Annotated in this window: 22 protein-coding genes and 1 pseudogene; 5 read left to right on the forward strand and 18 right to left on the reverse strand. The window is 69.9% G+C overall.

Annotated elements, in window-relative coordinates; genetic code table 11:
• Positions 1–62 precede the first annotated feature (62 nt).
• From ACIQMR_RS36100 to ACIQMR_RS36125, 6 genes are all read right to left on the reverse strand, one after another.
• Entirely contained in the window at positions 63–896 is an 834-nt protein-coding gene (locus ACIQMR_RS36100) for a MinD/ParA family protein (RefSeq protein WP_401396788.1), read from the reverse strand.
• A complete protein-coding gene (locus ACIQMR_RS36105; RefSeq protein ID WP_401396791.1) occupies positions 896–1396 on the reverse strand; it encodes an SAF domain-containing protein in 501 nt (166 codons plus the stop codon). The genes ACIQMR_RS36100 and ACIQMR_RS36105 overlap by 1 nt, the downstream gene beginning before the upstream one ends.
• 217 nt (positions 1397–1613) lie before the next feature.
• Complete coding sequence (locus ACIQMR_RS36110) at positions 1614–2468, reverse strand: ATP/GTP-binding protein (RefSeq protein ID WP_401396793.1); 855 nt, start codon at positions 2466–2468, stop codon at positions 1614–1616.
• The gene (locus tag ACIQMR_RS36115; RefSeq protein WP_401396796.1) at positions 2462–3070 is read right to left on the reverse strand and encodes a hypothetical protein; all 609 of its coding nucleotides are present in this window, start codon (positions 3068–3070) and stop codon (positions 2462–2464) included. The genes ACIQMR_RS36110 and ACIQMR_RS36115 overlap by 7 nt, the downstream gene beginning before the upstream one ends.
• Positions 3071–3237: 167 nt before the next feature.
• Positions 3238–5865, reverse strand: a complete 2628-nt coding sequence (locus ACIQMR_RS36120; protein ID WP_401396799.1) for an ATP/GTP-binding protein — start codon at positions 5863–5865, stop codon at positions 3238–3240.
• Entirely contained in the window at positions 5841–6260 is a 420-nt protein-coding gene (locus ACIQMR_RS36125) for a hypothetical protein (protein ID WP_401396802.1), read from the reverse strand. The genes ACIQMR_RS36120 and ACIQMR_RS36125 overlap by 25 nt, the downstream gene beginning before the upstream one ends.
• A 502-nt stretch (positions 6261–6762) precedes the next feature.
• Here ACIQMR_RS36125 and ACIQMR_RS36130 point away from each other — a divergent pair.
• Positions 6763–7122 (forward strand): hypothetical protein, encoded by a 360-nt coding sequence (locus ACIQMR_RS36130; RefSeq protein ID WP_401396805.1) that lies wholly within the window; start codon positions 6763–6765, stop codon positions 7120–7122.
• A 96-nt stretch (positions 7123–7218) separates the two neighbouring features.
• Here ACIQMR_RS36130 and ACIQMR_RS36135 read toward each other — a convergent pair whose 3' ends face one another.
• Genes ACIQMR_RS36135 through ACIQMR_RS36165 form a run of 7 tightly spaced genes read right to left on the reverse strand, consistent with a single transcriptional unit; the run spans position 7219 to position 16049 of the window.
• A complete protein-coding gene (locus tag ACIQMR_RS36135) occupies positions 7219–8331 on the reverse strand; it encodes an NlpC/P60 family protein (RefSeq protein ID WP_401396808.1) in 1113 nt (370 codons plus the stop codon).
• A gap of 35 nt (positions 8332–8366) precedes the next feature.
• Positions 8367–11159 (reverse strand): hypothetical protein, encoded by a 2793-nt coding sequence (locus tag ACIQMR_RS36140; protein ID WP_401396811.1) that lies wholly within the window; start codon positions 11157–11159, stop codon positions 8367–8369.
• 1 nt (position 11160) lies between these two features.
• On the reverse strand, positions 11161–11517 hold the full coding sequence (locus ACIQMR_RS36145) for a hypothetical protein (protein WP_401396814.1): 357 nt from the start codon (positions 11515–11517) through the stop codon (positions 11161–11163).
• Positions 11517–14207, reverse strand: coding sequence for an ATP-binding protein (locus ACIQMR_RS36150; RefSeq protein ID WP_401396817.1), 2691 nt, complete (start codon positions 14205–14207; stop codon positions 11517–11519). Before ACIQMR_RS36150 ends, ACIQMR_RS36145 begins: the two co-directional genes overlap by 1 nt.
• Positions 14204–14782 (reverse strand): hypothetical protein, encoded by a 579-nt coding sequence (locus ACIQMR_RS36155; RefSeq protein WP_401396820.1) that lies wholly within the window; start codon positions 14780–14782, stop codon positions 14204–14206. The genes ACIQMR_RS36150 and ACIQMR_RS36155 overlap by 4 nt, the downstream gene beginning before the upstream one ends.
• Entirely contained in the window at positions 14779–15120 is a 342-nt protein-coding gene (locus ACIQMR_RS36160) for a hypothetical protein (protein ID WP_401396823.1), read from the reverse strand. Before ACIQMR_RS36160 ends, ACIQMR_RS36155 begins: the two co-directional genes overlap by 4 nt.
• The gene (locus tag ACIQMR_RS36165; protein WP_401396826.1) at positions 15117–16049 is read right to left on the reverse strand and encodes a conjugal transfer protein; all 933 of its coding nucleotides are present in this window, start codon (positions 16047–16049) and stop codon (positions 15117–15119) included. Before ACIQMR_RS36165 ends, ACIQMR_RS36160 begins: the two co-directional genes overlap by 4 nt.
• Before the next feature lie 666 nt (positions 16050–16715).
• Between ACIQMR_RS36165 and ACIQMR_RS36170 the strand changes: the two genes are divergently transcribed.
• The 3 genes from ACIQMR_RS36170 (at position 16716) to ACIQMR_RS36180 (ending at position 19608) form a co-directional block, all read left to right on the forward strand.
• Positions 16716–18149, forward strand: a complete 1434-nt coding sequence (locus ACIQMR_RS36170) for a hypothetical protein (RefSeq protein ID WP_401396850.1) — start codon at positions 16716–16718, stop codon at positions 18147–18149.
• Between the two features lie 152 nt (positions 18150–18301).
• Complete coding sequence (locus ACIQMR_RS36175; RefSeq protein WP_401396829.1) at positions 18302–19054, forward strand: hypothetical protein; 753 nt, start codon at positions 18302–18304, stop codon at positions 19052–19054.
• Complete coding sequence (locus ACIQMR_RS36180) at positions 19051–19608, forward strand: hypothetical protein (RefSeq protein WP_401396832.1); 558 nt, start codon at positions 19051–19053, stop codon at positions 19606–19608. The genes ACIQMR_RS36175 and ACIQMR_RS36180 overlap by 4 nt, the downstream gene beginning before the upstream one ends.
• 120 nt (positions 19609–19728) lie before the next feature.
• Here ACIQMR_RS36180 and ACIQMR_RS36185 read toward each other — a convergent pair whose 3' ends face one another.
• From ACIQMR_RS36185 to ACIQMR_RS36200, 4 genes are all read right to left on the reverse strand, one after another.
• A complete protein-coding gene (locus ACIQMR_RS36185; protein ID WP_401396835.1) occupies positions 19729–20643 on the reverse strand; it encodes a replication-relaxation family protein in 915 nt (304 codons plus the stop codon).
• A gap of 513 nt (positions 20644–21156) precedes the next feature.
• Positions 21157–21864 (reverse strand): hypothetical protein, encoded by a 708-nt coding sequence (locus ACIQMR_RS36190; protein ID WP_401396838.1) that lies wholly within the window; start codon positions 21862–21864, stop codon positions 21157–21159.
• A gap of 123 nt (positions 21865–21987) precedes the next feature.
• Positions 21988–22329: a hypothetical protein gene (locus ACIQMR_RS36195; protein WP_401396841.1), complete on the reverse strand. Its 342-nt coding sequence runs from the start codon at positions 22327–22329 to the stop codon at positions 21988–21990.
• Positions 22330–22376: 47 nt separating this feature from the next.
• The gene (locus ACIQMR_RS36200) at positions 22377–22892 is read right to left on the reverse strand and encodes a hypothetical protein (protein WP_401396844.1); all 516 of its coding nucleotides are present in this window, start codon (positions 22890–22892) and stop codon (positions 22377–22379) included.
• Between the two features lie 400 nt (positions 22893–23292).
• On the opposite strand from ACIQMR_RS36200, the gene ACIQMR_RS36205 reads away from it, so the two are divergent.
• A complete protein-coding gene (locus ACIQMR_RS36205) occupies positions 23293–23826 on the forward strand; it encodes an NUDIX hydrolase (RefSeq protein WP_401396847.1) in 534 nt (177 codons plus the stop codon).
• On the opposite strand, the pseudogene ACIQMR_RS36210 reads toward ACIQMR_RS36205, so the two are convergent.
• Positions 23804–24730, reverse strand: a pseudogene (locus ACIQMR_RS36210) (hypothetical protein); the annotation flags it as partial. The gene ACIQMR_RS36205 and the pseudogene ACIQMR_RS36210 overlap by 23 nt on opposite strands.
• Between the last annotated feature and the right edge of the window lie 144 nt (positions 24731–24874).

Below are 24874 nucleotides of genomic sequence, written 5' to 3' on the forward strand. Positions count from 1 at the left end.
GCGCCGTGTACACAGGGCGGCCGTTCACGGGCGGACGGACCGTCGGGTCAGGGTGAAGAGGCCTACCGCGCATACGCCACCTGCCCCCCGTCGGGACCAGCCGTGCGCGGGGCCAGACGAGCCTTGCGCAGCACGGCCCGCTGCACCAACACCGTGCTCGCCGTGCGTGCCGCCTTCATCAACGCCGACCTGGCGAAGTTCCGGGGCTGCTCGGCACCGTCGGAGAGCACTCGCGCCTCCTTCGGCGCATACGGCAGCGTCGCCACCACCGGCACACGCAGTACTCGCTGAACTTCCCCGGCTGGGTAGGGCCCTTCGTCGATCACGACCAGCCCGATGTGGCCGATCCGTTCCTCAAGCGCTTCGATGCGTGCCTGAGCGGCCTGCAGACAGCGCAGCGTGTTGCGTACGACAACGATCAGCGCGTCTGCACGCTGCGCGAGAACCGCCGACGGCCCGAACGCACCACTGCGTCCCAGGTCGATCAGGACATCGTGGCCGTCCGTGGACAGTGCGTCGATGCCGAGGACCATGTCGGCCAGCGGCTCCCACACCGGACCGAGTCCAGCCGCCTGCGCCGGGTCAGTAAGCCCAGGCAGCAGGAGCCGGTCACGTGGAGCCTCCTGCTTCCCGTCCTCGCTGCTGAGATCCACCAGCTGCCGCCAGAAGGCGTCCTTCAACTCCCCTTTCCGGGCAGCCACCGATAGGTTCCGCAGGCCGTACCGGTCACCGAGGGTGCCCTGCAGCAAGCCGTGCAACACCGCGCCGCCGTCCGGGTCGCATTCGGCCAGGATCATCCGTCTACCCGGCTCGATCGGCCACGTCAGCAGCAGAGCCAGGGCGGTGGTGGTCACGCCCGGCGCGCCGCTGCACCCCGCCAGGGCGATGACAGCCATCAGCTACCGTCCTGCGCATCGAGGATGAGCCGGAAGGTGCCGGTGGCCACCCATGCCGCCACGGTCGGGCCGTCGTCGGCTGAGGTAGCCACGTCCACGACCACGATCCCGGTGCCCGGCGCCGCCTTGGAGGCCTTGACCACCCGGCCGGCGATCGGCGGCGTCGTCGCCGGATCCTTGCCGATCTCCTCGCCCTGCGCGGGGACGCGCACCAGCCGCACTCGCTGTCCGGGGACCAACGCGGTCGCCGGGACCTGCTCGGCCTTGAGCCCGATCGGGACCAGCTGCTCGCCTGGCCTGACCAGCGAATCCTTCGTCACCTGCGACGGGGACAGAAGCGAGCCGGGCCTGAGCTCGACCGCCGCTCGTTTGCCCACCACCGTCGCCAGTTGGTCGGCGCGCACCGCTTTGACTGCCGGGTCCAGGGCGACCGACGCCTTCCCCAGATCCTGCTCGGTGAGGACTTGACCGACCTGTACGTCGCGGACGACGGTCACCACCTGAGTACGGTGGCCTGCCTGAAGAAGGAGAACTGTCACTCCGGCACCGCCAGCCGCGATGAGGGCCAGCGACAGGGCGATTACCCCCGGGCGACGCCTGCGTGCCGAGACTCGCGGTGGCGTCACCGGGCCCGTACCCCGCCCCTGAGACGGCAGTCCGTTCGCGGCATCCGTGTGCGTGGCTTCCTTGGCCTTGCTCAACTTTTCCCCCGAGTCTCTATCCGACGACCTGCAGCTCGCCGATCGCCACTTGTTCCTGGGACTGCCTGATCTCCGTCAGCTGTCCGGCCTCGCCGCTCCCGGTCACCTGCCAGTCCACCGTCCACGTCGACGTCGCGGTCAGGGCGTACGTGTTGCCACTGTGCGAGGCCGACGTGCGCGCGTAGGTGTGGCCGCAGGTCGGGGATTCCTGCTTCCCGTAGGTCGCCTTGTACGGCGTACCGGGGCCGTTGCAGGTCACCGTTGAGCCGTCGCCCATCTTCCAGACGATCTTGGACACCTTGGCCGTTGCCGTGACGGTGACCCCGCCGGCCGTCGCGCTGGCGGTATTGGGCCCGAACGTGCTGGGGCTCTGCTGCACCCACATCCACACCGGGACCCCGACGATGTACTTGCCGGCGGGACGCGGACTGGCGATGTCAGGGCCCGACAGCCGCATCTTGTCCACGGCCTGCTGTGCGACCACAGCCGGGTCGACAGCGGGTACGCCGGCGGCACCGTCAGCGACGAACGTCGTGATCACGGGTGTGCCACCGGGCCCTGTCAGGCAGACACGTTCGTACACGGCGTTGTCACCACCTGGGGACTGGTTTCCCCACAGAGCCCCTCCGGCCGGCGGCTGGGGGTCCAGCTTCCTCACGGTGCACACCGGCTTGTCGCCCTGTGATGCCGCGGGCTTGTCGTCGCTGCCTGCACTGCCACTGCCACTGCCACCGCCGCTGCCGCCGACACCGACGCCGACGCAGAAGGACTCGAGGTCGCACCCGCCGACGTCAACTTCCGGATCCCCAGCCATCGGGCTCACAGCCAGGACCAGCGGCAGCGCAAAGGCGACTGCCTTATGGCTCAGCATCCCTGGTCCTCCTGCTTGGCTCGCAGGATCACCCACTGCCCGTTCCACTTCTCCGCGGTCACGGCGCTGATGTACTTGGTGCGCCGCTCCTTGGGCAGCTGCACGGGGCTTCCGGTCTGGCGGTCCACCACCTTCCAGGAGGACACATCGACGCAGTCCCGCACCGTGGCGGAGGGAACCTTCCTCGACAAGTCGACCTTGGTGACTTCGGGCAAGCGGCTGGGGCGACCTGTCGTGATGAAACCTTTCGCCGCCAGCGCCTTGACCTCATACTCCGTTGCGGTACGGGCTTCACCCACCGCGTACTTCTCAAGGTCGGTGCCGGCCACTGAAGCCTTGGCATAGGCCGCAGCCTTGGCATCCCAGTAGTGGTTGTAGGCAGCCAGTACGGCTTGGGCATCCGGATCGGCGGTCTGGCTCGGCGAAGGCGACGGCGATGACGAACTCGTCGGCGAGGAACCGGCCGCCGGCTTACCGCTTTGGCCGGGGCCATCGTTGTTGCTGCAACCGGTCAGGACCGCCAGCGACCCGAGCGTGACAGCGGCGATGCCAGCCGCCAGGCGCGAGGGGTGACGTCGGATGTGGAACGGTGCGATGGTCAATGCATCCTCCCCGTGTGGCACCGATGACGCCGAACTCCCCGTCGCGCCACCTGCGGTGCAACTCCGTTAAGCGCTTGCGTTTACGCTACGCGACTACCTGTCAAGATCCCACTGTGTTCGAGCAGTTGTTCGTCTCAAACCTCGTATGAGCGCACCAGCAGGGGCGGTCATTCGTACTCCCTGGCCGAGACGGAGTCAGCGCTGGCGGGGGCGAGTTCGCAAACGAAAGCAGTGACGCGTTCGAGTTGCCCCCCGACGAGCTCGGTCACCTGCCTCAGGGGAAGCGCACCGGCGTTCGCGAGTGCGGCCTGCTCCAGCGCGCGGACCTTCTGCGGCCGGGCTTGGGCAGCGAAGACCTTGTCGAGATGCGGCCCGCGCAGCTGAACAGGCCCGACACGGCGACCATGCACGTTCATGGAGACGTAGTGCTCGAAACGCTCCATGGTGGCGACCCGGTCGGGGCTGGGGCTGTCGCCCCACTCGGCGGTGATGGGCGCGATCGCGGACCTCGACCCTGCGGTGGTGGCGAGGGTGGAGGCGTTCTGCACAAGGGACAGCCGCACCGGCGTGGGCAGGCGAGCCAGCAGCTGCGTCATACCGTGGACCTGGCACTTGTACTTGCGGAAGTCCTCGAACATGGCGGCGATGGTCTCAGGACTGGCCCCGGTCAGCGTGATCAGCTCGTCGAAGTACGGGCGGAACGGCACCCGCTCCTCCTCGCGGGTGTCGCGGCGTGAACGCACCGCACGCAGCAGATCGCGAGCGAGCAGCGCGGTCAGCAGCCGGTCGGTGGGCCCGTTCCCGCCCGGGCACACCCACACGATCATCCGGGAGTCCATCGCTGCGCGGATGTTGTAGACCCCGACCGGCTGGCCGAGGAAGGCGCGGGTGACGGGGTTGGCTGCGAGGCGGGAGATGGGGTTGAGGACCACGGCGAATGCGTCGGGCGGCAGGGTGGGGAACACCACCTGCCACCAGGAACGGGTCTCGTCATCGAGCCGGCCCGACACCGCCGCGAGGGCTGCTTTGCGGAAGACGGCATCGGTGAGCAGGGCCCGCACATGGAAGATCGTGGCCTGGTCCTTGGGCCGGCCGGCCTGGCAGGCGGTCTCGTTCACCGCCACCAGGACGGCTAGAGCGGCGGTCAGGATGGTGATCGCCCGCGGGGCGGTCGCATCGTCCCACCCCAGCGCGGAGCTGTAGGCGTCGGCGATCGCTTCGACGACCTCGTGCGCCGCCTGGCCGTGGTGCATGCCGAGGGGGTTCCACGAACTCACCCTTGGGGAGGTGCCGAGGCCGTTGAGGTCGATCAGAGCGATCCGCGGCATGAGGGTCTCGTGCGCCAGGAACGTGGTGGCGCGCGGCCAGGAGTCACGGTGCGGGTCGACGAACATCAGCCCCCCGCCGGCATGTGCCCAGCCGATCGCCTGCGCCAGGGCCCGCTCCGTCTTGCCACCGCCTGCCTTGCCGACGCCGACCTCGAACAGCGTCTCCTCGGCGTAGGTGGCGACCAGGCGCTCCCGGCCGTCCGGACCGCGGTAGATGCCCTGCAGCAGCAGCTCCGGGTCCCCGTGGACGAAGTTCGGCAGATCACCGGCGAGCAGCGGCATCCGGCAGTGCACGGTCGGAGGCTTGAGCAGGCCGGTCAGCTCCTCCAGCCGGACCCAGTTCGCGCGCGGCGGATGGCAGTGCCCGAGGTTCCAGCGGCGCTCAAAGCCGCGGCGAGAGGGCCACTGGTCGGCGCCCACCCGCCAGGGACCCAGGCGCCACCCTCGCATGGCCCACCGGGAGCGCCCACCGAACACGTCGAACGCTGCCTGGAGTTGGGCCAGACGCGCCTGCGCACGGCCCTCGGTGTTCGACGCGCACATCACGAGCAGCTGCACCCGCACGAGGTGATCGTCGTCAGTCAGCTTGCCGAGCACCTCAGCCGGCTCCACCCGGCGCGGCACCGGAGGCATGACGAGGCGCCGGCCGGCAGCTGCTCCGCCTGGCTTGTCCTTGAGCATCAGCTGCTGCAGTTGCCAGCCCATCGAGTCCTCAATGCCGCCGGCGTCCTGCCGCAGCCAGCGGGCGGCACGCTGGGCTTCCCGCCGCTCTTTGCGACGTGCAGCGCTCATCAGCTGCAGGCGGCGCGCCCGCAGGGCCCACTTGGGGGCGCGCTGGATGTCGAGGCGGATCTCGGCGAGGTCACCCAGTTCCGTGCGGAGGTCGGACACAGCGTCGATCAGCGGCTGGAGTGGGTCGGGGGCAAGAGGCACGTCGCGCAGGGGTGAGGTGAGCTTGCCTCGCAGGATGAACTCGGCCCTCACGGTGTGCTGACGCGGCTTGTCGACGATCGGCCGGGCGCGTTTCACGGTGACGTCCGGCCCGAACGGGGTGATCGACAGCAGCCGTTCGCCGCCCGCCGGGCCCTCGATGCGGTATCGCAGCGGACTGGAGCCGTCAGCGCGCAGCCGTACCTGGACCGTCTTCGCCCTGCGTGGTGCCCACCAGGGCATGGACGTGGACGCGCGGGCGAGCTGTACACCGCGTCGGAAGATCTCTTCAACGCCTGGGTCGAAGTGCCGCACGGGGACGAGCTCAAGGGCCATCCGCTCCGCTGAGGCGCGCTCCGCGAGCCGGCGGAGGACTGCTTCGCCCACGCACCAGGTCACGGCGACGGCCAGGGCGAGCAGATACCAGTGGTCGAAAGACCAGTCGACGGCGCCGGCCAGGCTGGTGAACAGGTCGAGAATCTGACTGGTCACTGTCTCATCAGTGCGATCGGTTAGGCCTGGGGCTGCGGAGTCCATGCGGAGGCTCCCTTCGTCGAGGTCGTGTGGGTGAAGTGGAGGTCGGTGATACGGGCGTCGGTGTAGGTGCCGCCGCGGTCTTCGCCCGCCCACACCAGGTGCACCACCGCCCTGTCAGCAGCGCCATCGCGGCGTGCGATGACGGCTTGGATGCGAAAGCGCGCGGAGGTGAACGCCGGCGCGACGGCATGGTTCGGGTCGCCGAAGTACGCTGGCCATTTCGCTCGGCCCAGCCCGGTGGCGTCAGCCCGCAGCAGGTCACGGCCGGCTCGAAGCAGGTGCCGGGCGTCTTCAGGCGCGAGGTCGGCGGGCCATGCCGACTCCAGCGCTCGCTGAATCTCCGGGTCACCGGCGATGCCCTCTCCGTGTGGTGGCAGCGCTGACGCGCTGGCCAACCCAGCCTGCGAGGCGCCGCCGGCGGGCGGGGGAGGGCTGGGCTCTGCGGGGTGCGTGTCCGCCGGGTGCGCTGAGCGCGCCGGTGGGGCGTTAGCGGCCGGCCCGGACTGGGGAGCGGAGGACTTCGGGCTGTCGAGGGGCAGCGACAGCAGGACCATCCCGGTCACAGCCAGGACGACGGTGGTGACCAGCAGGAGACGCGGCGGGCGCGGCAGGGTGTAGGTTCTCGTTCTTCTTGCCCGATGGGTGCCTGCTGTCCTGGGCTGACCTGGTGCCTTCTCAGCGTTCTGTCCGGGGTTTCTTCTCATCGATCTGTCCGTTTCCTAGGGCCGGAGAGCACAGGTCACCGCCGCGAAGGAGTGACGGGTGTCGTGGGGGAGGGCATGATGGGTGCCATGTCCGACATACGAAAGGTCCATGCCTCGTAGGCGCCCTGTGCAGGTTCGTCGTGACCTGCCACGACCCTTGCGACACTGGGAACGCCGAGCCACGGTGCCTGGCTTGTCGTCCCGCGTACTGGCGGAGATTGCCCGCGTTGAGCGGCAGCGCTTGTGGATTGGCGCCACCCACGAAGCGCTGGAGCATTGGCTGAAGATCTGTCGTCGCCCTGGACACGGCGTGATGTATACGAGGGCGACGCAGTATGACAACTGGTACGACCACGAGACAGGCGAGGACATTGGCCCGGAGCGGTGCCGCGATGTCCTGGAAACTCTCCTCCATGCTCTTTCTCCGAGAGCGGCTCGGAACCTGCGGGCGCTCATCGAGCCGCTCGACGAGCGGTTTCTGAGGCGAACCGTGAAGGATCCGTTTGCGCCACCGGATGCGCCATGGTGGATGAGCCGAGTCAAGCGCCCGTGATCCTTTGGACGTCTCATCGCCCTGTCCAACCGGACAAGCCACAGACAGAGCGATGAGAAACGGCCAACTCAGATGCGGCCCTACACAGGGACGGGGTCATAGCACTCGGGCTCCTCCCGCGAAGCCGGACATGGCGTCGACCGCGTCCAGGCGAAGGACGGTTCCAGGCCGAGGCGCGTTGATCATCTGACCGCCACCGACGTAGATCCCGACGTGGTGGATCGTCGAGTCGCGGCCTGGAGCGTAGGCGTAGAAGATGAGGTCCCCCGGCCTGAGGGCGCTCTTGCCCAGGCCGGCGGGGATCCGCTTGCCCACCCCGGCCTGCGCGGCCGCAGTGCGCGGCAGTTGGACGCCGACTTGCGCGTAGGCGTACACGGTCAGCCCCGAGCAGTCGAAGCCCTTGATGCTGGTGCCGCTCTTCCCGCCCGGCGAGCAGCAGATGCCGTACGACTTGCCCTTCGCGTTGCCACCGCCCCAGGAGTACGGCACCCCTCGCTGGGAGAGCGCGGCCTCGATCACCGTGCGGACCTTCCCGGGGACGTTCTTCAGGCCCGGGTCCTTGGCGGCCGCCGTGTACTGGTCGATCCAGCCGAGCACGTTGGCGACGTACTCGTTGGAGCGGTTGTACTGCAGGATCGCGGCCTTGAGCTGAGGGCGCTTGGCCAGGTCACGACCGCCTCCGCACAGGTAGATCGCCGCGCCGAGCGCTGCGTCGTCGGCGTTGTGCGGGTCGGCCCTCTTGTCGCCGCTCGCGTCCTTCCCGGCGCCCTCCCAGGTAGAGGGAAGGAACTGGAAGGGGCCGACGGCACGTTCCCCGTTCGCGGTGCCGTCCCACCGGCCGTTGTCGGTGTCCGGGAAGACGGTGGTGTTGCCCCCGGCACCGGAGCCGTTGAGGAGCACCCCGTAGATGCGTGGCCGGATGTCCCCGCCTACGGCGATGCTGCGGCCGATGGCGTGATTGGACTCGACCTTGGCGATCCCCGCGAGGACCGGCCAGCGCATGCCCCGGCACTTCGGCACATGCTTCCCGACCTGCCCGGCGGCGTTCTTGTACGCGGTCAGCATCCGGGGCGGGATGTCGGCCGCCGTGCCACCCTCGGCGATCCCTCCGTCGTCCTGAGCACCGGTCTTCATCGCGACATACGCGCCGATAGCGCTTCCCACGGGCGCGGCACAGCACACGGCGGCGAACAGCAAGAGCACCACCACACACCCCCACCGCGCCATGCGGCGCCTGGCCGGCTTCACTCCTCTCCACCGCCCCGCGGCCGCCGGTTCCGCTCCCGGCGCAGCCGCTCGGCTTCGGCAGCGGTGCGACGCATCAGCTCCTGGAACCGGGCTCGTGCCTCGTCACGGGTACTGCTGCTCGCGCCACGACCGCCGGGCATGGCCGGCCGCGGTTCGGCGGGGGCCGGGCCGACCGGACGCGACAGGTCACGGCTTCCGTACCGCGCCGGGGACGCCGGCGGGCCGCTGTCTGCGGCCGGAGACGGCGCGCTGGGCCGTTCGGCAGCCGGCCGCGCACGGACCGCAGAGGTGGGGGATCCGGTCGACCGCGGAGCCGGTGCCGGCCCAGTCGGCAGGCGACGGCCGACGACAGCAGCAGGCCTGCCGCCGGTATCGGTGTTCTCCCGCGTGGCCTGGGACAGGTGCCGCGCCGCGTCAGTCCAGGCCCGGCCGTCCTCGCGGAGGGTGTTGCCCCACACCCGCACCTGCTGGCGGGCGTCCTGGGAGTAGCGAGAGCCAGCGGCCCGGGCCCGGCGGGCGTTGGCCGGCAAGCCGACCGTCGCCCCGTATGCGGTCCTGCCACCGCGGTTCAGGATGCGGTACCCGCGGAAGCGGACCAGCTGGTTGTGAGCGCGGGTCGACAGCAGCGTGCGGTCGGTGTTCTGGTCGTGCAGCACCTGGCCGGAGTTGCGGTCGACGACCTGCCCTTCCTCGTTGCGGTACCGGTCGAGCGGGCCCCCAGGCTGAAGCGGCCCGGGGCCGCCGGAGGTGCCGGTGCCGCCGCCCGACGGGCCGCCGCTGTCCGGGTCCCCGCCGGCTGTGGGCTTCGACCACTTGGCCAGCTGTTCCTTGTCCGGCCGACGGCCGATCAGCAGCCAGTTCGCGCCCTTGGCGCCGAGGCGTGCTCCCAGCCCGCCCACGGCGGCGGCCGCGGTGAGTGGGGCCAGACCGCGTCCGCTTTCGGCGGTGGCGTCGGCGAGGAGGCGGCCGGTGTCCACCGGCATGCCTGCGCCGTCGACCAGCGATGTGAGCGCGCCCATCAGCCGCTGGCGGGTGCCCAGCGTGCCGAACCGGCCGCCGCCGGTGAAGACGCGCAGTCCGCCGCCGTATCCGCCCATTGCTGCGGGGGTGTTCATGGCGAGCGCGGCGCCGAGCTCGGAGGTGTCTCCGGGCATGTGCGTGCCGCCGACCTTGGCGTATCGCATCCGCATGGCCATGCGCCGGCCGAAGGAGGTGATGCCGGTCAGGAGCCTGCGGTGCGCGGCCGCGCCGGCGATGGCGAGGACGTCGATCAGCAGGATCCGCTCCACCACCAGGTCGGGCCCGTTGGTGATGGTGGCGTCGACAGCGATGCCGAAGAACGGCACGAAGGCGCAGATGCCGACCACGGCCAAGAAGGCGATACCCCACAGGGACAGCCACTTCCACACCGACTGGCGCGCGGGCCCGGGCAGCATTCCCGCGATGAGGGTGACGCCACCGGCGGCCGCGGCGGCGGCGCAGATCCCCTGGGTGCCGAGCAGGACGATGGCGCTGCTCAGCAGCATGCCGCAGATGAACAGCGCGGCGATCAGCAGGAGAGCCGCCCCGCCCACCCGCCACCACGTGGGCTTTTTGGCGTACTCGGCGCTGGCTTCGCCTACCTTCCCAGCCTTCTTGAGATCCGCCAGGAACGCGGCGAACTCCTTGTCCTCCTCTGTGACCACGGGGTTGACGGTGTCCAGCAGCTCGCCGCCCGGAGTGAACTCGGGCGGGCCACCGCCGTTGCCGGCGTTGTCACGGCAGTACCTCTGCGCATGCTCCGAGAGGAGCCTGCAGGAATCCTCCTTGTCCTCATCCTTCTTCTTCGGGGCCTCGACGCAGTAGTCCCTGGCGGGCCCCTTGATGAGGTCGCACGCGTCCCCGTCACCGTTTTCGTCACCGCTCTTCGGAGCGGAGGGCTTGTATCCGCCGGAGACCCACTTCAGGTGCACGGCGTAGGCCTCGCGGTCGGAAGCCTTTGCCGGGTCGAGGATGCGGCCGTATTGCAGCAGCATGAACGGCTTGACCACGAGCGCGTTGGTGATGGAGTCCTGGATAGGACGGGCAACATCGGCGGCGTCGGCCGGCTTGTCTGCCTCGCGCTCCAGACACGCCCTTTCTGCCCCGCCCGTCATGTTGAAGCACGGGCCGTTGCTGGCGACCTTGCCGCCCCAGTCGTAGGAGTCGACGCTGTGCTTGGCGACCTCGGAGCCCAGTTGCTGGGCCTGTCCCAGCGGTCCGTCCTGGGAGAGCAGCATGTCGGGGCGGACGAATGCCGAGGCGGCGAACGCGGCGATGAGCAGGGTGAGGAAGATTTCGCCCAGACCGCGGCCCACGCGGCCGCGCACGATCATGAACCCGGCGAACACGAACGCCCATGCCAGCAGCAGACCCTTCAGCCCGAGCGTGTCGACGACCACGTTGTTGTAGGCGTCGGCAACCTTCTGCGACGGGCGCGTGAGGATCTTCAGCAGCGGGAACCGGAAGGCCACCTCGATCGCCCACCCCGCCAGGCCGACCAGCATCCGGATCAGGGTGAACAAGCCGGACAGGGCGAAGGCCAGGGACTGGGTCTCGAAGCTGACGATGGAGCCGCCTTCGGCGTTCAGCTCGTACCCGTTGATCGGCACCCCCTCGGAGGAGGTGATGTTCAGCGGGGCGAGCAGGTCTCCGGTCTCGCTGTTGCTGCTTGCCGCGTACACGACCTGGCTGTTCACCAGGACGAAGACGCCGGTGAGCAGGACGACGAAGCCGGCCGAGCGAAGGGTTGCGCGGTCTGGACGGAGCATGTCAGCGCCGCCTCTGCCCAGAGGTACGGCGGAGCCGCCACACGAGGAGAGCGGCCGTTCCCGCGCCGGCCGGCACCAGCGTCCACGCTGCACCGGCCGTGCCCTGATGTTCGGCAGACGTGGTCTCGGGAGTGCCGCGCTCGCAGTACTCCTTGGCCGGTCCCGCGATCAGGTCGCACGGGTCCTGGTGTGCGGGGCGGGCGTCGGCGGTGAACGCCTGCCCGGTGTGCGGCCACCATGCTGCTGGCACGCTCGATCCGGCGGCCAGGACGAGCATGCCGACCGTGCCGGCGATCACCGTGAGGACACATGCGGCTGCGGCGATGCGCCGGGTCCGGTCCCAGGATGAAGTGGTCATCAGGCGTCCTCCTTACGGGAGCCCATGGCCTCAGTGGCGAGCGGCTCAGCCGCTGCAGGGGAGGCAGCGTTCGTGCGGCGGCCTGGTGTGGTGGTGATGGACGCCTTGATGCGCGCGATGTGGGGGATGCCGACCTTGACCCGGCCGGTGTTCTGCCTGGGGCCGGTCAGCAGGAACTCGCCCTCGCGGCCGCGTTGCCCGACGGGGGACAGCCCGGTGGTCACCAGGCGCAGCAGCTCCGGGTCGTTCGGGTCGAGTCCGACGAACTCCAGCCCGCGACGGGCTCGCTCCCGGTCGACGGTCCGGGCGAGCGCGCGGTAGGCCATCAGTCCGCGGTCGGGACCGAGTTCCTCGGCGTCGTGGGAGCCGGCCAGCAAGCCGGCGCCGTGCTTGCGGCCGTCGTGGAGGATCTCGTGGACCAGGGCGGTGCCCTCGGCGGAGGACGTCAGCCAGTACAGCTCGTCCAAGACGACCGCGGTGAACCTCTCGGGGTTCTCGAATGCGGTCTGCCGGGCGATCGCGGCGATCAGGTAGAGCACCGCGCGGCCGATCAGCGCTTCCAGGGGCTGCTGGTGCAGGACCTCCGGCTTGTCGAACGCAGCCTGCGGGGGCAGCTTCAGCCCCGTGGTGGTGATCACGATCATGTCGGAGGCGCTGGAGGCGTCCAGCCGTACCGGCGGCAGCGTCGGATCGAAGACCATCCGCGCCAGGGGGTTGGTCGCGACGACGCGGAGGAGCCCGGCGAGGGTGGCGGCCGCGTCCTGCCGCTTGCCCACCTCTCTCGTGGCCATGGCCTCGAGGACCTCCAGCACGCGGTGCATGGACGGCCGTTCTCCGGCGGCGGCCTGCTCGACGGCGTGGTGCAGGACCTCGCCGTTGGTGCTCATGGGACCGATGCCGAGCTGCAGGGTGAGGTAGGACAGGGCGTAGTGCCGGCCTTCGGGGCCGGCGAACATCCGCAGCGGGTCGATGGACACTTCGGCCTGCGCGGCGTCGATGATCTGGACGCGGCCCTTCGCCGCGGAGCGGGCGAAGGTGGCCCACTCGCGTACGGGGGTGCGGTCGATGCAGATCGCGCAGCCGCCGCGCGCCCACACCGCTTCCGCGATGAGCTTCTGCAGGACGCTCTTGCCCGCCCCGAGATCCCCGACGATGCCCATCGAGGCCGACGCGTCCACCTTGGGAGCATCCGCCACGTTGATCATCGCAGGGCGGGTGGTGCCGCAGTCCAGGTCGATTCCGAGGAACATGCCGTTGGGGTCGCCGACCTCGCTCACGGTGAAGGCGCCGCCCAGCGCCCAGTCCTCGGAGATCTGATGCTGGGTGAACTCCCGCACCACCCCGGGCCGGACGGTGCCGGGCAGCCCCAGGGTGAACAAGGCCTCCTGAAGGCCCGCCGGGCGCACGGCCCGGTAGTCCGCGCCGCCGAGGAGAGCCGCCAGAGCCTGCGCCCGCGCGTCGCACACTGCGGCGGTCGGGCCCCATACCGTCAGCACGGTGACGGACTGCACCTCGACCTCGACCGACGTCCGCGACAGGCGGGCGTCCAGCTCGCCCAGGTCGCGTGCGGCCTCGGTCAGCGAGGCCGGCATGCCGGTGGGCCGTGCGTCGTACTGGTCAGCCTGGTCGATGAGCTCGTTCTTCTTGCGCCGGACCTGGTCGCGGGCCTTCTCCGCCGGGACCAGCGTGAGGTCGACGGTGTAGTCGACGGGGAAGTCGAGGGTTTCCAGCTGGGCGAACAGGTCGGCCGCGTCCTGGCTGACGACAGGCGGGCACTCAGCCAGCGCGAGCTGTGCCTGGTAGCCCACTCCGGTGTCGGACTCGACCTGCAGCCAGCGCCTGCGCAGCGGGGAGGCGGTGTTCAGCCGCCACCAGGCCTTGCGTCCCGACCGCGTCATCCGGCCCGCGCTCTTGAGCTCCTCGACGTCATCGAGGGCGGGGTCGATGCCGCCTTCCTGCAGGCGCACTTGACCGAGCTCGGCGTAGCTGGGAGAGCGCAGCACGCCATCACGGACCCGCCCGCCGAACAGCTCGCTGGTTTCGGCCTCCGTCAGCAGCGGCTCTGGCAGCCCGCGGTTCAGAGCGTGCTGGATCATCCACACGATCTCCGCCGGGCGGGCGGGACGAAAGGCGATGCCGCCGGCGAGCGCGGCCTCCACCCGGGAGGCCTGCTCGCGGTACGCGGTCACCTCACGTCGTGCCACGGGCGCCGGCTGTATGCCCAGCATCGGGGACAGCTCCGCCCACGCCGCGCCGAGCGACGCCGACACCTGCAGGCCGCCTGTCTCGGTCTGCAGCGGCACAGCCAGCCACAGAGTGCGTTGGTGCATCTCCTGGCCGTCCAGAAGATCCAGCGTCGCGTCGACGTTCTCCACCCACGGATGCCGGCCGCCGTCGCCCTGGCCTGTCTCGGTCGGCTCGATCCCTTCGATCATCCGCAGGGCGATCTCACCCGGATCGACCTGCGCGCACAGCCCGAACAACCGCGGCGCCCCCGACAGGGAACGGATCAAGTGGGTGATCTTGGCGAGCTGTTCGTCGCGGACTGCCGCCGGTACGTACGTGCCCTGGACGGTCTCCTCCGCCCGGCCCTGCGCGTTAGGCCCGGGGTGCAGTCGGTAGATGCCCCACACGCTGCCGTGCGTCGACCAGAGCAGGTGCCCGGCGATATGACGAATCGGAACCCTCACCGCGCACCCCCGCCCTGCTCGGTGAGCGCGAGCAGCTGCTGCACACCCGACACCGGACGCACCAACGCCGTGGGAGCAGCCGTCGCCGGGCGCCGGCGCGCCAAAGCGCGCGGCGCGACCGCAGTGCGGCGCGGCGTGCTCTTGGCCGAGGGCCGAGCCGCACTCAGCGGTGCGGCCCCTGACTCAGGGGCGAACGCCTCCTCGACGGTGAAGCCGCCGAACAGCGCGCGGGGAGCGCGGTCACGAGCGGCCAAGCCGCCGATCCGCCCCCCACGCGGCTGCCAGGCCAGCATCATCCAGCCGAGCGCCGCCTGCATCGGGGCGCGGCCCTGGATCTTCGGGCGCCGTACCGCCCAGATCGCCAGCACCCAGGCCGCGATCGGGACCGGCCCCATCCACGACCACCACGAAATCGTCTTGATGAGAAGGAACCCGCCGCCGACGGCGACCGCGATCTGCGCAGGCGTGTACGGGCCGAGCGGCACGCGCCAGTCCGCCACCTTTCCCAGCACCCAGGGATGCCGACGGGCGGCGGTGTAGAAACGCCCCACCCTTCCTGTGGCCGCGGCGCTCACAGCAGGCCTCCCGCACCGGCGGAGTGTGACCTCGAGGCCGGGGCGGAACCGTGCTCGATGCCGGGGACGGCGGGTGCGCCCTTGGCCGGGTTCTTCACCTCGTCCTCGAACATGTCCGCCAGGTCATTGCGTGAGTTGTACAGACCCAGCGCGATGATCATCAGCAGGAGTGCGCCGATGCCCGCTTTCAGGCTGAACCTCTGGACCATGATCACGACGACGAGGCAGACGAGACCGGCCTGCAGCCCCTTCGTCGCCCAGTCCTGGAGCATGGTGATCCACGAGTCGCCGAGGCTGTCCAACTGCCCGGCGAGCAGCACGCTCTGCACGGGGTTCACCGGGCACCCCCGTCCGGGGCGCCACCAGACTGAAGCGCGGCCACTTCCCACCGGCTTGAGCGAGTCTTGAGAACGAGCTCGTACCCCAGCGGCCAGCGCCCGCCCACATCCCGGGCCTCGACCTGGGCGAGGATCTGCACGGTTGTGCCGTCGGCCGGCACCTGCTCGGCGGCCGCTGCCGCTTCGACAGCGAAGACCCGCTGCACGGTGACTGCCGTGTACGGGGCCGGGGCAACGGCCGACAACTTCATGCCCGGTGCGAGGTAGCGGCTCACCTCGCCGGCACCGGTCAGGTACGCGGACAGGAACTCCCCCACCGCGGACGACAGATCCCCTTCAGAGACGGCGACCCCGTACGGCGACTTCGGCGCCTGAGCCGGTACCAGTCCGCTCACCACACCAGGCGCGCCGGTCACCGTGAACGAGCCGCCCGCGCCCTCGGCGAGGACCGGGACGGCGAAGTTGCGCACCCGGCCGTCGGCGTACTGCGCAGCCACCGTCACCAACCACGCGCCACCCTCGCGGTGCGCACTGCGCACCGCCATCACGGACGCCGGCACCGGCTGCGCACCAGCAGCCGGATCAGGCAGAGCGACGTCCGGCGCCATCGACCGCGCAAGACGAGCATGCGCACTCGTCACGTCATCCGCGCTGCTGCGCAACCACGCACTGACGAACAGCTGCGCATAGCCCGCCGGGTCGGCGGTAGCCGCCGCGGTGCGCACGACGGTCGGCTTGACCGGGGCGGCCGCCTCGACGACGGGGGCGGTAGAGGTGATGGCGACACCCAGGGCGACCGGGCCGGCCCCGATGGCCAGCCAAGCCGCCAGACGCGAAAGGCGCACGCGGCGCCGCATCGCTTCCAGCGTGACGCCCGCAGCCAGCGCCGCGGTGGCCTCGCTCTGCGAGGCCTGCTTGCCAGGAGGCATGTTCAAACTCCCAGGTCAGAACGACTGTTGCTGACCTTGAGGAAACCCGCCGACCCCCACCCGAGCACCGACCACGAGACCCCGACCACGGTCACGATGGCGACACAAGACCCGTGGTCGGGGCCATGGTCGGCCCGACCACGACCCCGACCACAGCTCGCCAGCACCAACCACGCCTCTCGCCCAATGACCGGGCCAGAGCCCCAGCCGGTGACGGACCGCGCGGGGTGGCCAGGCGGCGGCTGCTTCCGGCCCGCTGCGCAGACGCGCAGCAACTGGGGCGCATGCGGTCTGCAACGCGGCGCCAGGGCTGCGCAACTGGCCAAGGCGAAGCCACACCCCGGTTGCGCAGGGCTGCGCCCCGCGCCGACTGCGCACGAGCCCCGCCCTGTCCGCAACGCGTCCACGCTCGACGGTTGGCGGACTGAACTGCGCAACGAGGGTCGCGAAGTGCCGATGCGCACCCGTCCACGCAAGTCAGACGGGCATGTTGCCGGATCGTGTCCGTTGGTCGGGGCTGGTGGCCGTCAGCATGGTCGGGCCCGGCGGATCAGCTGAGGGCATGGCACACCAGCACGCCCCGGCACCCGAGCCGCTCGCCCACCCCGCCCTGGGGTCGACGAGCTCCCACGGCTGCTACGCGCTGTCTTGCTCGGCCCGGTCGCGATGAGCGGCTTCGGGGCCGGGATCCGCCGCGGAGCCATGGCCGCGGATCAGTTCACGCAGATCGCCAACGCTCTGTTCCGTGACCGCCGGATCTCGTACCGGGCGAAGGGACTCTTCGGCTACATCAGCACCCACCGGGACGGATGGCTGGTGAACATCGCCGCCCTGACCGCTCTGGGCCCCGACGGACGAGACGCGGTGCGCGCCGGACTGAGTGAACTGGAGAAGCAGGGCTATCTGAACCGCGATCGGCTGCGCCGCCCGAACGGCACGCTCGGAAAGATCGTCTACTCCATCACCGACCGCCCCGCCGCCCTGGACGTCGCGCCACGCAACTCAGCCCCTGCACCGCTCCCGCACGCCGACCGCAAGCACGCGGCTGCGTACGGGGCCGGGATCCGCCGCGGCGAGATGGCGGGCGATCAGTTCACGCAGATCGCCAACGCTCTGTTCCGCGACAGCCGGCTCTCCTTCAAGGCCAAAGGGCTCTTCGGCCACATCAGCACGCACCGGGAAGGCTGGCAGATCACCATCGCCAACCTGGCCCACCACGGCCGCGAGAGCGTCCACGCAGTGACCACCGGGCTGGAGGAACTGGAGAAGCACGGATTCCTGCGTCGAGACCGCGACCGCAACCCCGACGGCACGCTCGGCCAGGCCCTCTACTGCATCACCGACCTGCCAAGCCTCCAAAGCACCAGGTCACAGCCAGAGTCGGGATATCCAGGACTGGCTGATCCAACGTTGGCTGATCCCAGCACTAAGAACACCAACAGAAAGAAGACCAACAAGCAGAACACCAGACCCCTCCCTCCCCGGCCTGGCTGCACAGCACCGCGGACGTCCGGACGGACAGACCGCCTTGAGGCGCATCCGGCCGATGAGATGCATGCGGGTATCCGGTTGCTGCTCGACATCGGCGCAACCCATCCCGAACTCCTTCTGACCGGGAAGCCCCTGACCGATCAGGGCCGCATCGCCACCGTGATGATGGACGCCGGCTGGAGCCCCGCGCAGCTGCGCCACGTCATCACCGACCGGCCCCTGCCGCACCCGGTGCGCACCACGGTCGGCGCGATCATCGCCGCCCGCCTGCGGGCCGCCCAGGCCCACCCACCGCCCGCCACCGCCGCAGACCACCACGTGCCCGGGCAGGGCAATGCCATCGCGCCGGCGACGGCCGAACGATCCTCGACAGCGACCGCCGCCCGCACGGTGAGCGAAGCCCTGACCTACCGGGCCTTCGTCGAATGCGCCGACTGCGGCCTGCCCGGAACCGCCCCCGGCGAAGACCTCTGCCCGGCCTGCCTCGGGTGGCCGCCATGCCGCTCCTGCACGGGGCCGGTTCCCCGGCGCGCCCATCCCGATGGCGATGGCCGCTGCGCGGCCTGCACCACCGCCTTCACCGACCAACGCGGAGGAAGCAGCTCATGACCGAAAGGCTCAAGACACCACCACCAGCGCCCCGGCAGCACCTGCGCCCTTTCACCCACGATCCGAGCCGGTGGGAGAGAGCGCGATCCCGCGCTCTGCGGACGGGCCACACCTGCGGCGCCTCCTGCCCGGCCGCGTGCGAGCCCGTCATCGTGTACGAACGCACCCGATGGGGCTGGCTCGCCTGGCCCGTTCCCGGCGACGGCACGCTGCCGGAGATCCCCCAGCAGGTCGGGGTACTCACCCCCGACGCGACCCGCATGCAGCGCCTGGCCCTTCGCTGGCTGACCAGGCGCCCCGCCCAGCGCATCGCCCTGGCCGCCAGGATCCCTGGATCCCTGCGACTCTGCACCGCTGCAGCGGCACTCTTCAGCCTGCTGGCCAGCCTGTTCGCCCTGGCCCAAGGAGTACCTGCCGACGTCGCGCTCCCGGCGATGGCGCTCGCACCGCTGCTTGCTGAACACCTGCCGGATCGGCTGGACACCCGGGCCCGCGAACACGTCCGCAGCGTCGAAGACGGCAACGCCTGCCGCTACCTGCAGCGTCTCGCCGCCCTGCACACCTACCTCGGCCAGGCCGCCGACTGCGACAGCGACAGCGACCGCGATGAGCTGTGCCGCGCCGCCGAGATCGGACAGATCCTGCTGTGGGACACCGCCGGTCTGCTCCAGACCCAGGACACCCTCTCAGCCTCGGCCCAGCTCGTCGCCCGCGAGCGCATGTTGGTCGAGCTCGCTGATCAGGTCGCCCGGGCCCTCCAGCGCGTACCGCGCCGATCGCCGCGAACCAGCCTCGCCGCCACGACCAAGCGCTCGGCCCTAACCCGCCTGGCACCCGGCCGGCGACACGGTCAACCCCTCACCATCCGCCCCCAACGGCACCAGCGAAAGGAACTGCGCTCATGAGCCATCCCGAGCCCTGCCCCGCGGCCCGTACCCCGGACGTGTACCTGCTCTTCGCGCACGAGCCGTACTACCCCGGCACCGGAACCGGGGAGATCAACACCACCGTGGTGGCCGCAGATACCCTGCTCCACCCGCACGTGGAACAGCCCGACGGCATACGGATCCACGAGCTGCTCACCCAGGGGCGGCGGCCAGGCGAGATCATCCCGCTGGCCACCCTCACCCATGAACTGAACGGTGGCGCCGACTGGCCCACGGTCGGCGACTGGGAACGCGTCACCACCGACCTGGTGCAGCTCGTGCAAACCCAGATGTGTGATGCCCTCAGCCTCGGACTCCCCAAGATCGCCCGGGCCCTGATCTGCACTGGCCCGCACAACCAGGTGCGGACGTTCCACGCCGCGCTGGGGGAGCCCATCATCTACGGGCCGGATGATCGTGCCCGTGTCCTGGACGAGGTGAACCGGCTCCTCACCAGCATCGCGACGCAGCAGCCCTTGTGGCCGGGCGAGGGGCTTCTGCCGCCCGCTGCATCAGCGCGGCCGGCGACGTAGCCGACCGCCGGGAGCAGTCCGCGCCGCCACCCATGGCGGTACGGATACGGAGACCGCTGCGGCGCCAGGATTCTGATCCTGGCGCCGCAGCGGTCTCCGCCTAACGCTCGCACACGGCACTCACAGTTCCGTCCATGGGCGAGGCTGGCCGCCGGCCAGAGGCACCCACACGGCTGCAGCGGGGCCGTGCTCCTCGATGTCTTCCAGCACCGCGGCACCGAGCCGGACTTCACGAGCGAGGCCCGCCACGAGCGGGTGCTGAGCAACCATGGCCTGCAGATCGGCCATCCGGTTTCCCAGCCTGAATGGGGAGGCGCCGGTGAGCACGAACAGCAGGCGGGGAAAGACCGGATACCAGCGGAGCCAGGCAGGACCTGCGGCAGCCGTCCTGCGGCGGCCGACCGGCTGGGCCTCGTACTGGAACAGACGGGCGTACTCGATCAACTTCACGGCCAGCCGCTCGCTGCTCATGGTGCTGCGATCGACTTCCACGAACGCGCGCAGCTTTCGCCGTTGCTCGCCGTCGACGACGGTGTAGTACATGACAGCGTCGGCAACAACCCGCTCGCCCTCGCCGATGGAGTGAGATACCTCAGGGGTCCAGTCCCAGGGGCCGTGCTCGTGCCCGAGCCGACGGGCGTCTGCGGCAAAGGCCAGATGGGCACGCACGACGGCGAGCGTGTGCGGAGTCTTCAGTGACGCCGCCGTCGTCGAGGTGATGGGGTAGGGCTGCCGCCCACGCAGCACAGGCAGGTCACGGATGAGACGCGTACCGTCCTGCGTGAGGTACCACGCGTGGGTACGGTCGAGGTTGTCATCCGGCAGGGTTGTGCAGTCGACGTAGCCGTGGGAGCGCAGTTTGTTGAGAACGCGGGACAGTAGCTGCCGTGTGCCTTCCGGCCGCAGCATCCGGCGGAGCTGGCTGGTGGTGGCGATGCGGTGCTGGGCGAGCGCGGCAAGCACCTGGTGACGCAGGGGTTCAGCGGGGCTGGGGGCCACGTCGGGGGCCGGAGTGCTCAACGCGGGGCTGGTCATGCAGAGTCCTTTCGACGCGCGCCGGCGGCCTGGGCGCTGAGCACTGGGCGGCTGCGCACACGAGAGCGGGGTCCTCGACGCGCAGGGTCACGCGATGCCGAGGCGCCGCGACGGTCTCCGTCAGAACCTTCGGCTGCTGATGAGGAAACCCGTGGGACCTGACCGAACCCCCGACCACGAAGCCCCGACCGCGGTCACGAACTCGAAACAGCCTCGCGGCCGGACCGTGGTCGGCATCCGTGGCCCCGACCACGAGGCTGCGCCGACATGAAAGGGCAGTTCGCTGTGCAGATTGTGACCAGCCTCGGCAGGGCTGCTGGCGCAGTGCGTGGAGGGCTGTGCCACGGGAAGGTCGGCGATGGCCGGTCCGCAGCAGCCGTGGCTGCTGCGGGGCGCGGTGGCGAACCGCGCCGTGCCGGCCATCGTGCGACACCCGGCCCGCAAGGGACCAACGACCCGTAACCGGATGCCGCGTATGTGGGGCGGTGAGTGGATGCGCTCTCCGCCGGTTCGCTACTTTCTGGAGCTGCGCTCAGCAGCCTGCTCGAGGAGCCGCCGGCGCGTCCATCGTCGGCGCCCGCCTTCCGTGAGTGCGTCGGTGGTTTCCAGCAGGGGCAGGTTGCCCTGGGACAGGCTGCTGGAGAAGGAGTTGACGCTCTTGAACCCCAACAACGCGGCCGCCTGTGACGCTCCCAGGAGCTCGTCCGGGTCGCCGTCGACGGGGACGTCGGGCAGTGCGGGGGCGGTGCGCTTCGTCCCGGCATGCTTCCCGCGGCCGGGCCGGGTGCCCATCCAGTCCAGCAGGGTCTGAACGCGCCACATCTGCCGGCGGTAGGGGTGTTCCGCACTGCCCAGTTCTTCGACCTCGTCGGGGTCGGGGAAGTAGCCAGGGTGGTCGCGGACGTAGGTGGTGACCTGGTTGGGGTTCTTGTAGCCCAGGAACCTCGAGGCCTCTGCGGCGTTCAGCAGGTCCTGCGGGGCGCGGGCGGGCGGTGTGTGACCGCGAAGCCTCGCCGGCGGCCGGTGGGCGAACCACTCGGTGACCGCAGCGTGGTCCCACAGGCGGGCACGGCCCCGCATGTCGGCGATCTCAGGGAACGGCACACCAGCCGCGTTCGCGGCCCGCTCGTTGTAGAGACCGCTGATCCGCGCGGGTGTCAGGCCCTGCTCAGCCGCGATCTCGGCAGCGTCGGCCAGGCGAGGCTTACGGTGCGAGGTCATGGCAGAAGGGTCCGTCCGGTCAGAACGCGAGCCGGCCTGCCCGGTCGCAACTCACATAATGGCAGGAGTGTGGGTTGGAGGTCCAGCCCGCCGCCCGGACTCTTCCGGGCGGCACTGGAAGCTTCACTCCTCTGGGATCAGACACACGCCGCGGCGGGCTGCATCTTCGGCCATCTCCGAGTAGGCCAGGGCCGCTGGGGTCATCTCCCATTCGACCAGGGCGAGCAGCAGCACCAGCTCGCCGCGGTCCTGGCATGCGTCGCACGGCATGCCTGCCGCGGTCGCGGCTGCCACCAGATCCCCATGCGACAACCCGGCGAAACGGGTCGCCACAGTGTGGCGCAGGCCTTCAAGGCCCTGCTGGTACAGCTCGTTCGCTTCACGCAGGAGCACCACAAGGTCCTCATCGTGGCTGGCCGGCGCGGCCGCAGCGAGGCCGAGGATGCGCTGGGTGGTCGTCGTCATCATGACAAGTATGCCTTTCAAGAGGAATAGAAGGCCCGCCCAGAACGTCAGCGGGGAACGGCATAGCCGTCGCACAGCGCGCGCCGGTTGCGGCGAGCCAGGTCGGGCCTTTTGCGGGGCTCCTTCTTCAGGGCTGCCCGCACCTGGTGCTGGAGGGCGGTGAACTCCGGCCCGTCGTCCGGACAGACGACGCCCGGATCGGGAGCCCCGCAGTCCTCGGCGTGCCGGATCAGGTCGGTGATGCGCCAGTCGGCTCGGAAGCTGTCGCCCCTCACCTGCTCGACTTCGGCGTACAAGGCAGCCAGCCGCGGCCGTCGACCCAGGGAGAGCAGCACGTCCGCGCGGGAGGCGAAGACGCACAGCGAACACGAGCAGCGGGAGGTCCCGGCCCAGTCGCCGACCCCAGGCACGGAGTCGTACGTCCAGCAGTACGGCACCGGCGCGCCGGCGTGCCACTCCTTGACCGCGTCGGTCGACCAGTCCTTGACCGGCAGCCACTCGTCCACGACTCGCGCAGTGTTCGCCTGCACCGTACGGAAGGCCGCATGCTTCTTGGTGGGCATGGCAGCTCCTCATCAGGAAGGGGCGAAGCGGTGTGTGCCCGGACGGGGCTGGTCAGGGCTCCAGGTCCAAGGCGGTGCGCAGCAGGTCTAGGAGGGCCGTGTGTTCTGCGGGGCAGAACGGCCTCACGCAGTGCGCGCTTGCGCAGGGTGGGCACCTTCAGATCGATGCCGGCAGGGTCGCTGGGCGCGTCCTGGCGGGGAACGAGCCGGTAGCTCTGCATCGGCCAGACGGGGCGGGCGCCGGCCGCCCGCCATCCGACGTGCGCCCCGGATGACCACTGGTTCTTCACCACCCTTGGTGTCACTGGAATTTCGTCACTCTGACGTGAATGGTGTCGAAACCGCGCGACAGCCTGTGTCGGTCTGAGACCCTGGAGGCCGATCGAGAGGGGCCGCAGGTATGGAGTGGAAGACCCACGGTGAGCGTCAGATCTACACGAACCCCTGGGTGAATCTGTGTCTGGTCGATGTCCAGCAGCCTGACGGGCGCAGGTGGGAGTATCACGTCGTTCGCCTCCGGCACTTGGCCGTGGCCGTCGTGGTCAATGATCGCCAGGAGGTCCTGATGATGTGGCGGCATCGCTTCATCACGGACTCGTGGGCTTGGGAGTTGCCCATGGGCCTGGTCGAAGAGGGTGAGACCCCGGAGGAGGCTGCGGCCCGCGAGGTCCTGGAAGAGACGGGCTGGAGCCCTGGCCCCATCAAGGCGCTGATCTACGCCGAGCCGGCCAACGGGATCACCGACTCGCAGCACCATGTCTTCCGCATCGATGGTGCCACGTACGCCGGACCGCCCACGGAGAAGAACGAGTCCGACCGTATCGAGTGGGTGCCCATCTCGGAGGTGCGGGGAATGATTGACCGCCGGGAGATCGTGAGCAGTGGATCTCTCGTCGGGCTGCTGTATTTGCTCATGGATGAAGCGGTCCGCTGACCGGTGGGAGGAGTTCCCGTAGCCGTGCCTCGAAGGCCAGGGCTACGGGTTCCTGCCTGTGCGGGGCCAACTGATCGTAGAACTCCCTGAGATGGCCTGACACGCGCTCGGACGCCACCGCTGACGCGGGCTCCAGGGCTTGCGTGGCGGTGTGGCACGCCTGATCAAGCTTGCCCTGGTCCAGCTGCGTACGAGCCAACCAGAATGAGTGAAATGCGCGGCCTCGCTGGTTGGTGCGGTCCTCCCGCCGCAGAGCATCCGCGATCAAGGGCTCGGCAGTCGCTGCTTCGCCCAGTCGGCCGTGCGCAATGCCCGTGTCCACGATGAGCTTCGGCTCGTCGAAGTAGGCCACCCATGACGGGTCCGGGTCACCCGCCTGGATCTGCTCGAAATGGCGGTTCGCTTCTCCGATCGCCCGGTGAGTGGCGTCCCGGTTGCCGAGGGTGGCATGGGCGAAGGCTTCACGCATGGACAGCATCGACAGGACACGTGGAGTGCTGCCGAGGGCCGAGCGGGCCTGGTCTTGGGCGGCTGTCACGAGTGCGAGAGAGTCTGCGGGCTTGTCCTGGTAGGTGGCTTGCAAGCTCATGCACGCAAGGACGTTGGCCATGAACTGGCGGTCGTCGATTCCCTTGGCCAATTGCAGGGCCTCGGTGAAGTACGCGCGGGCCTGGTTGTACTGGCGGGCGTCGAAGTAGGTCCAGCCGGTGAGGCGTGCCAGCTCGGCTGCGATGCTGTACAAGCCGGTCTGGATGGACGGTGGCCGGTTCTCCTTCAGGAGTCCAACGACATACCGGAGCTGGCCGACGATGGCCGGCCTCAGCGCCTCACCGCCGTGCTGGTCGTCCCGTCGCCAGTAGTCCTCGATGGAAGAGCGGAAAGCTTCAAGTGTCGCCGCACTTAGGCACTTTTCGTGCCGGAGGCACGCAAGTTATGAAAAAGGCCGGAGGCCGCATTTCATAACTCCCCGCCGGAGGCGGGCAATTCGCGCGGGGACGCGCGAAACGAGCGAAGCGAGTATTCGGCTGCCGGAGGCAGAGCGAAGCGG

Origin of the sequence: Streptomyces sp. NPDC091376, assembly GCF_044757085.1 — a bacterium.
Lineage (GTDB): Bacteria > Actinomycetota > Actinomycetes > Streptomycetales > Streptomycetaceae > Streptomyces > Streptomyces pratisoli.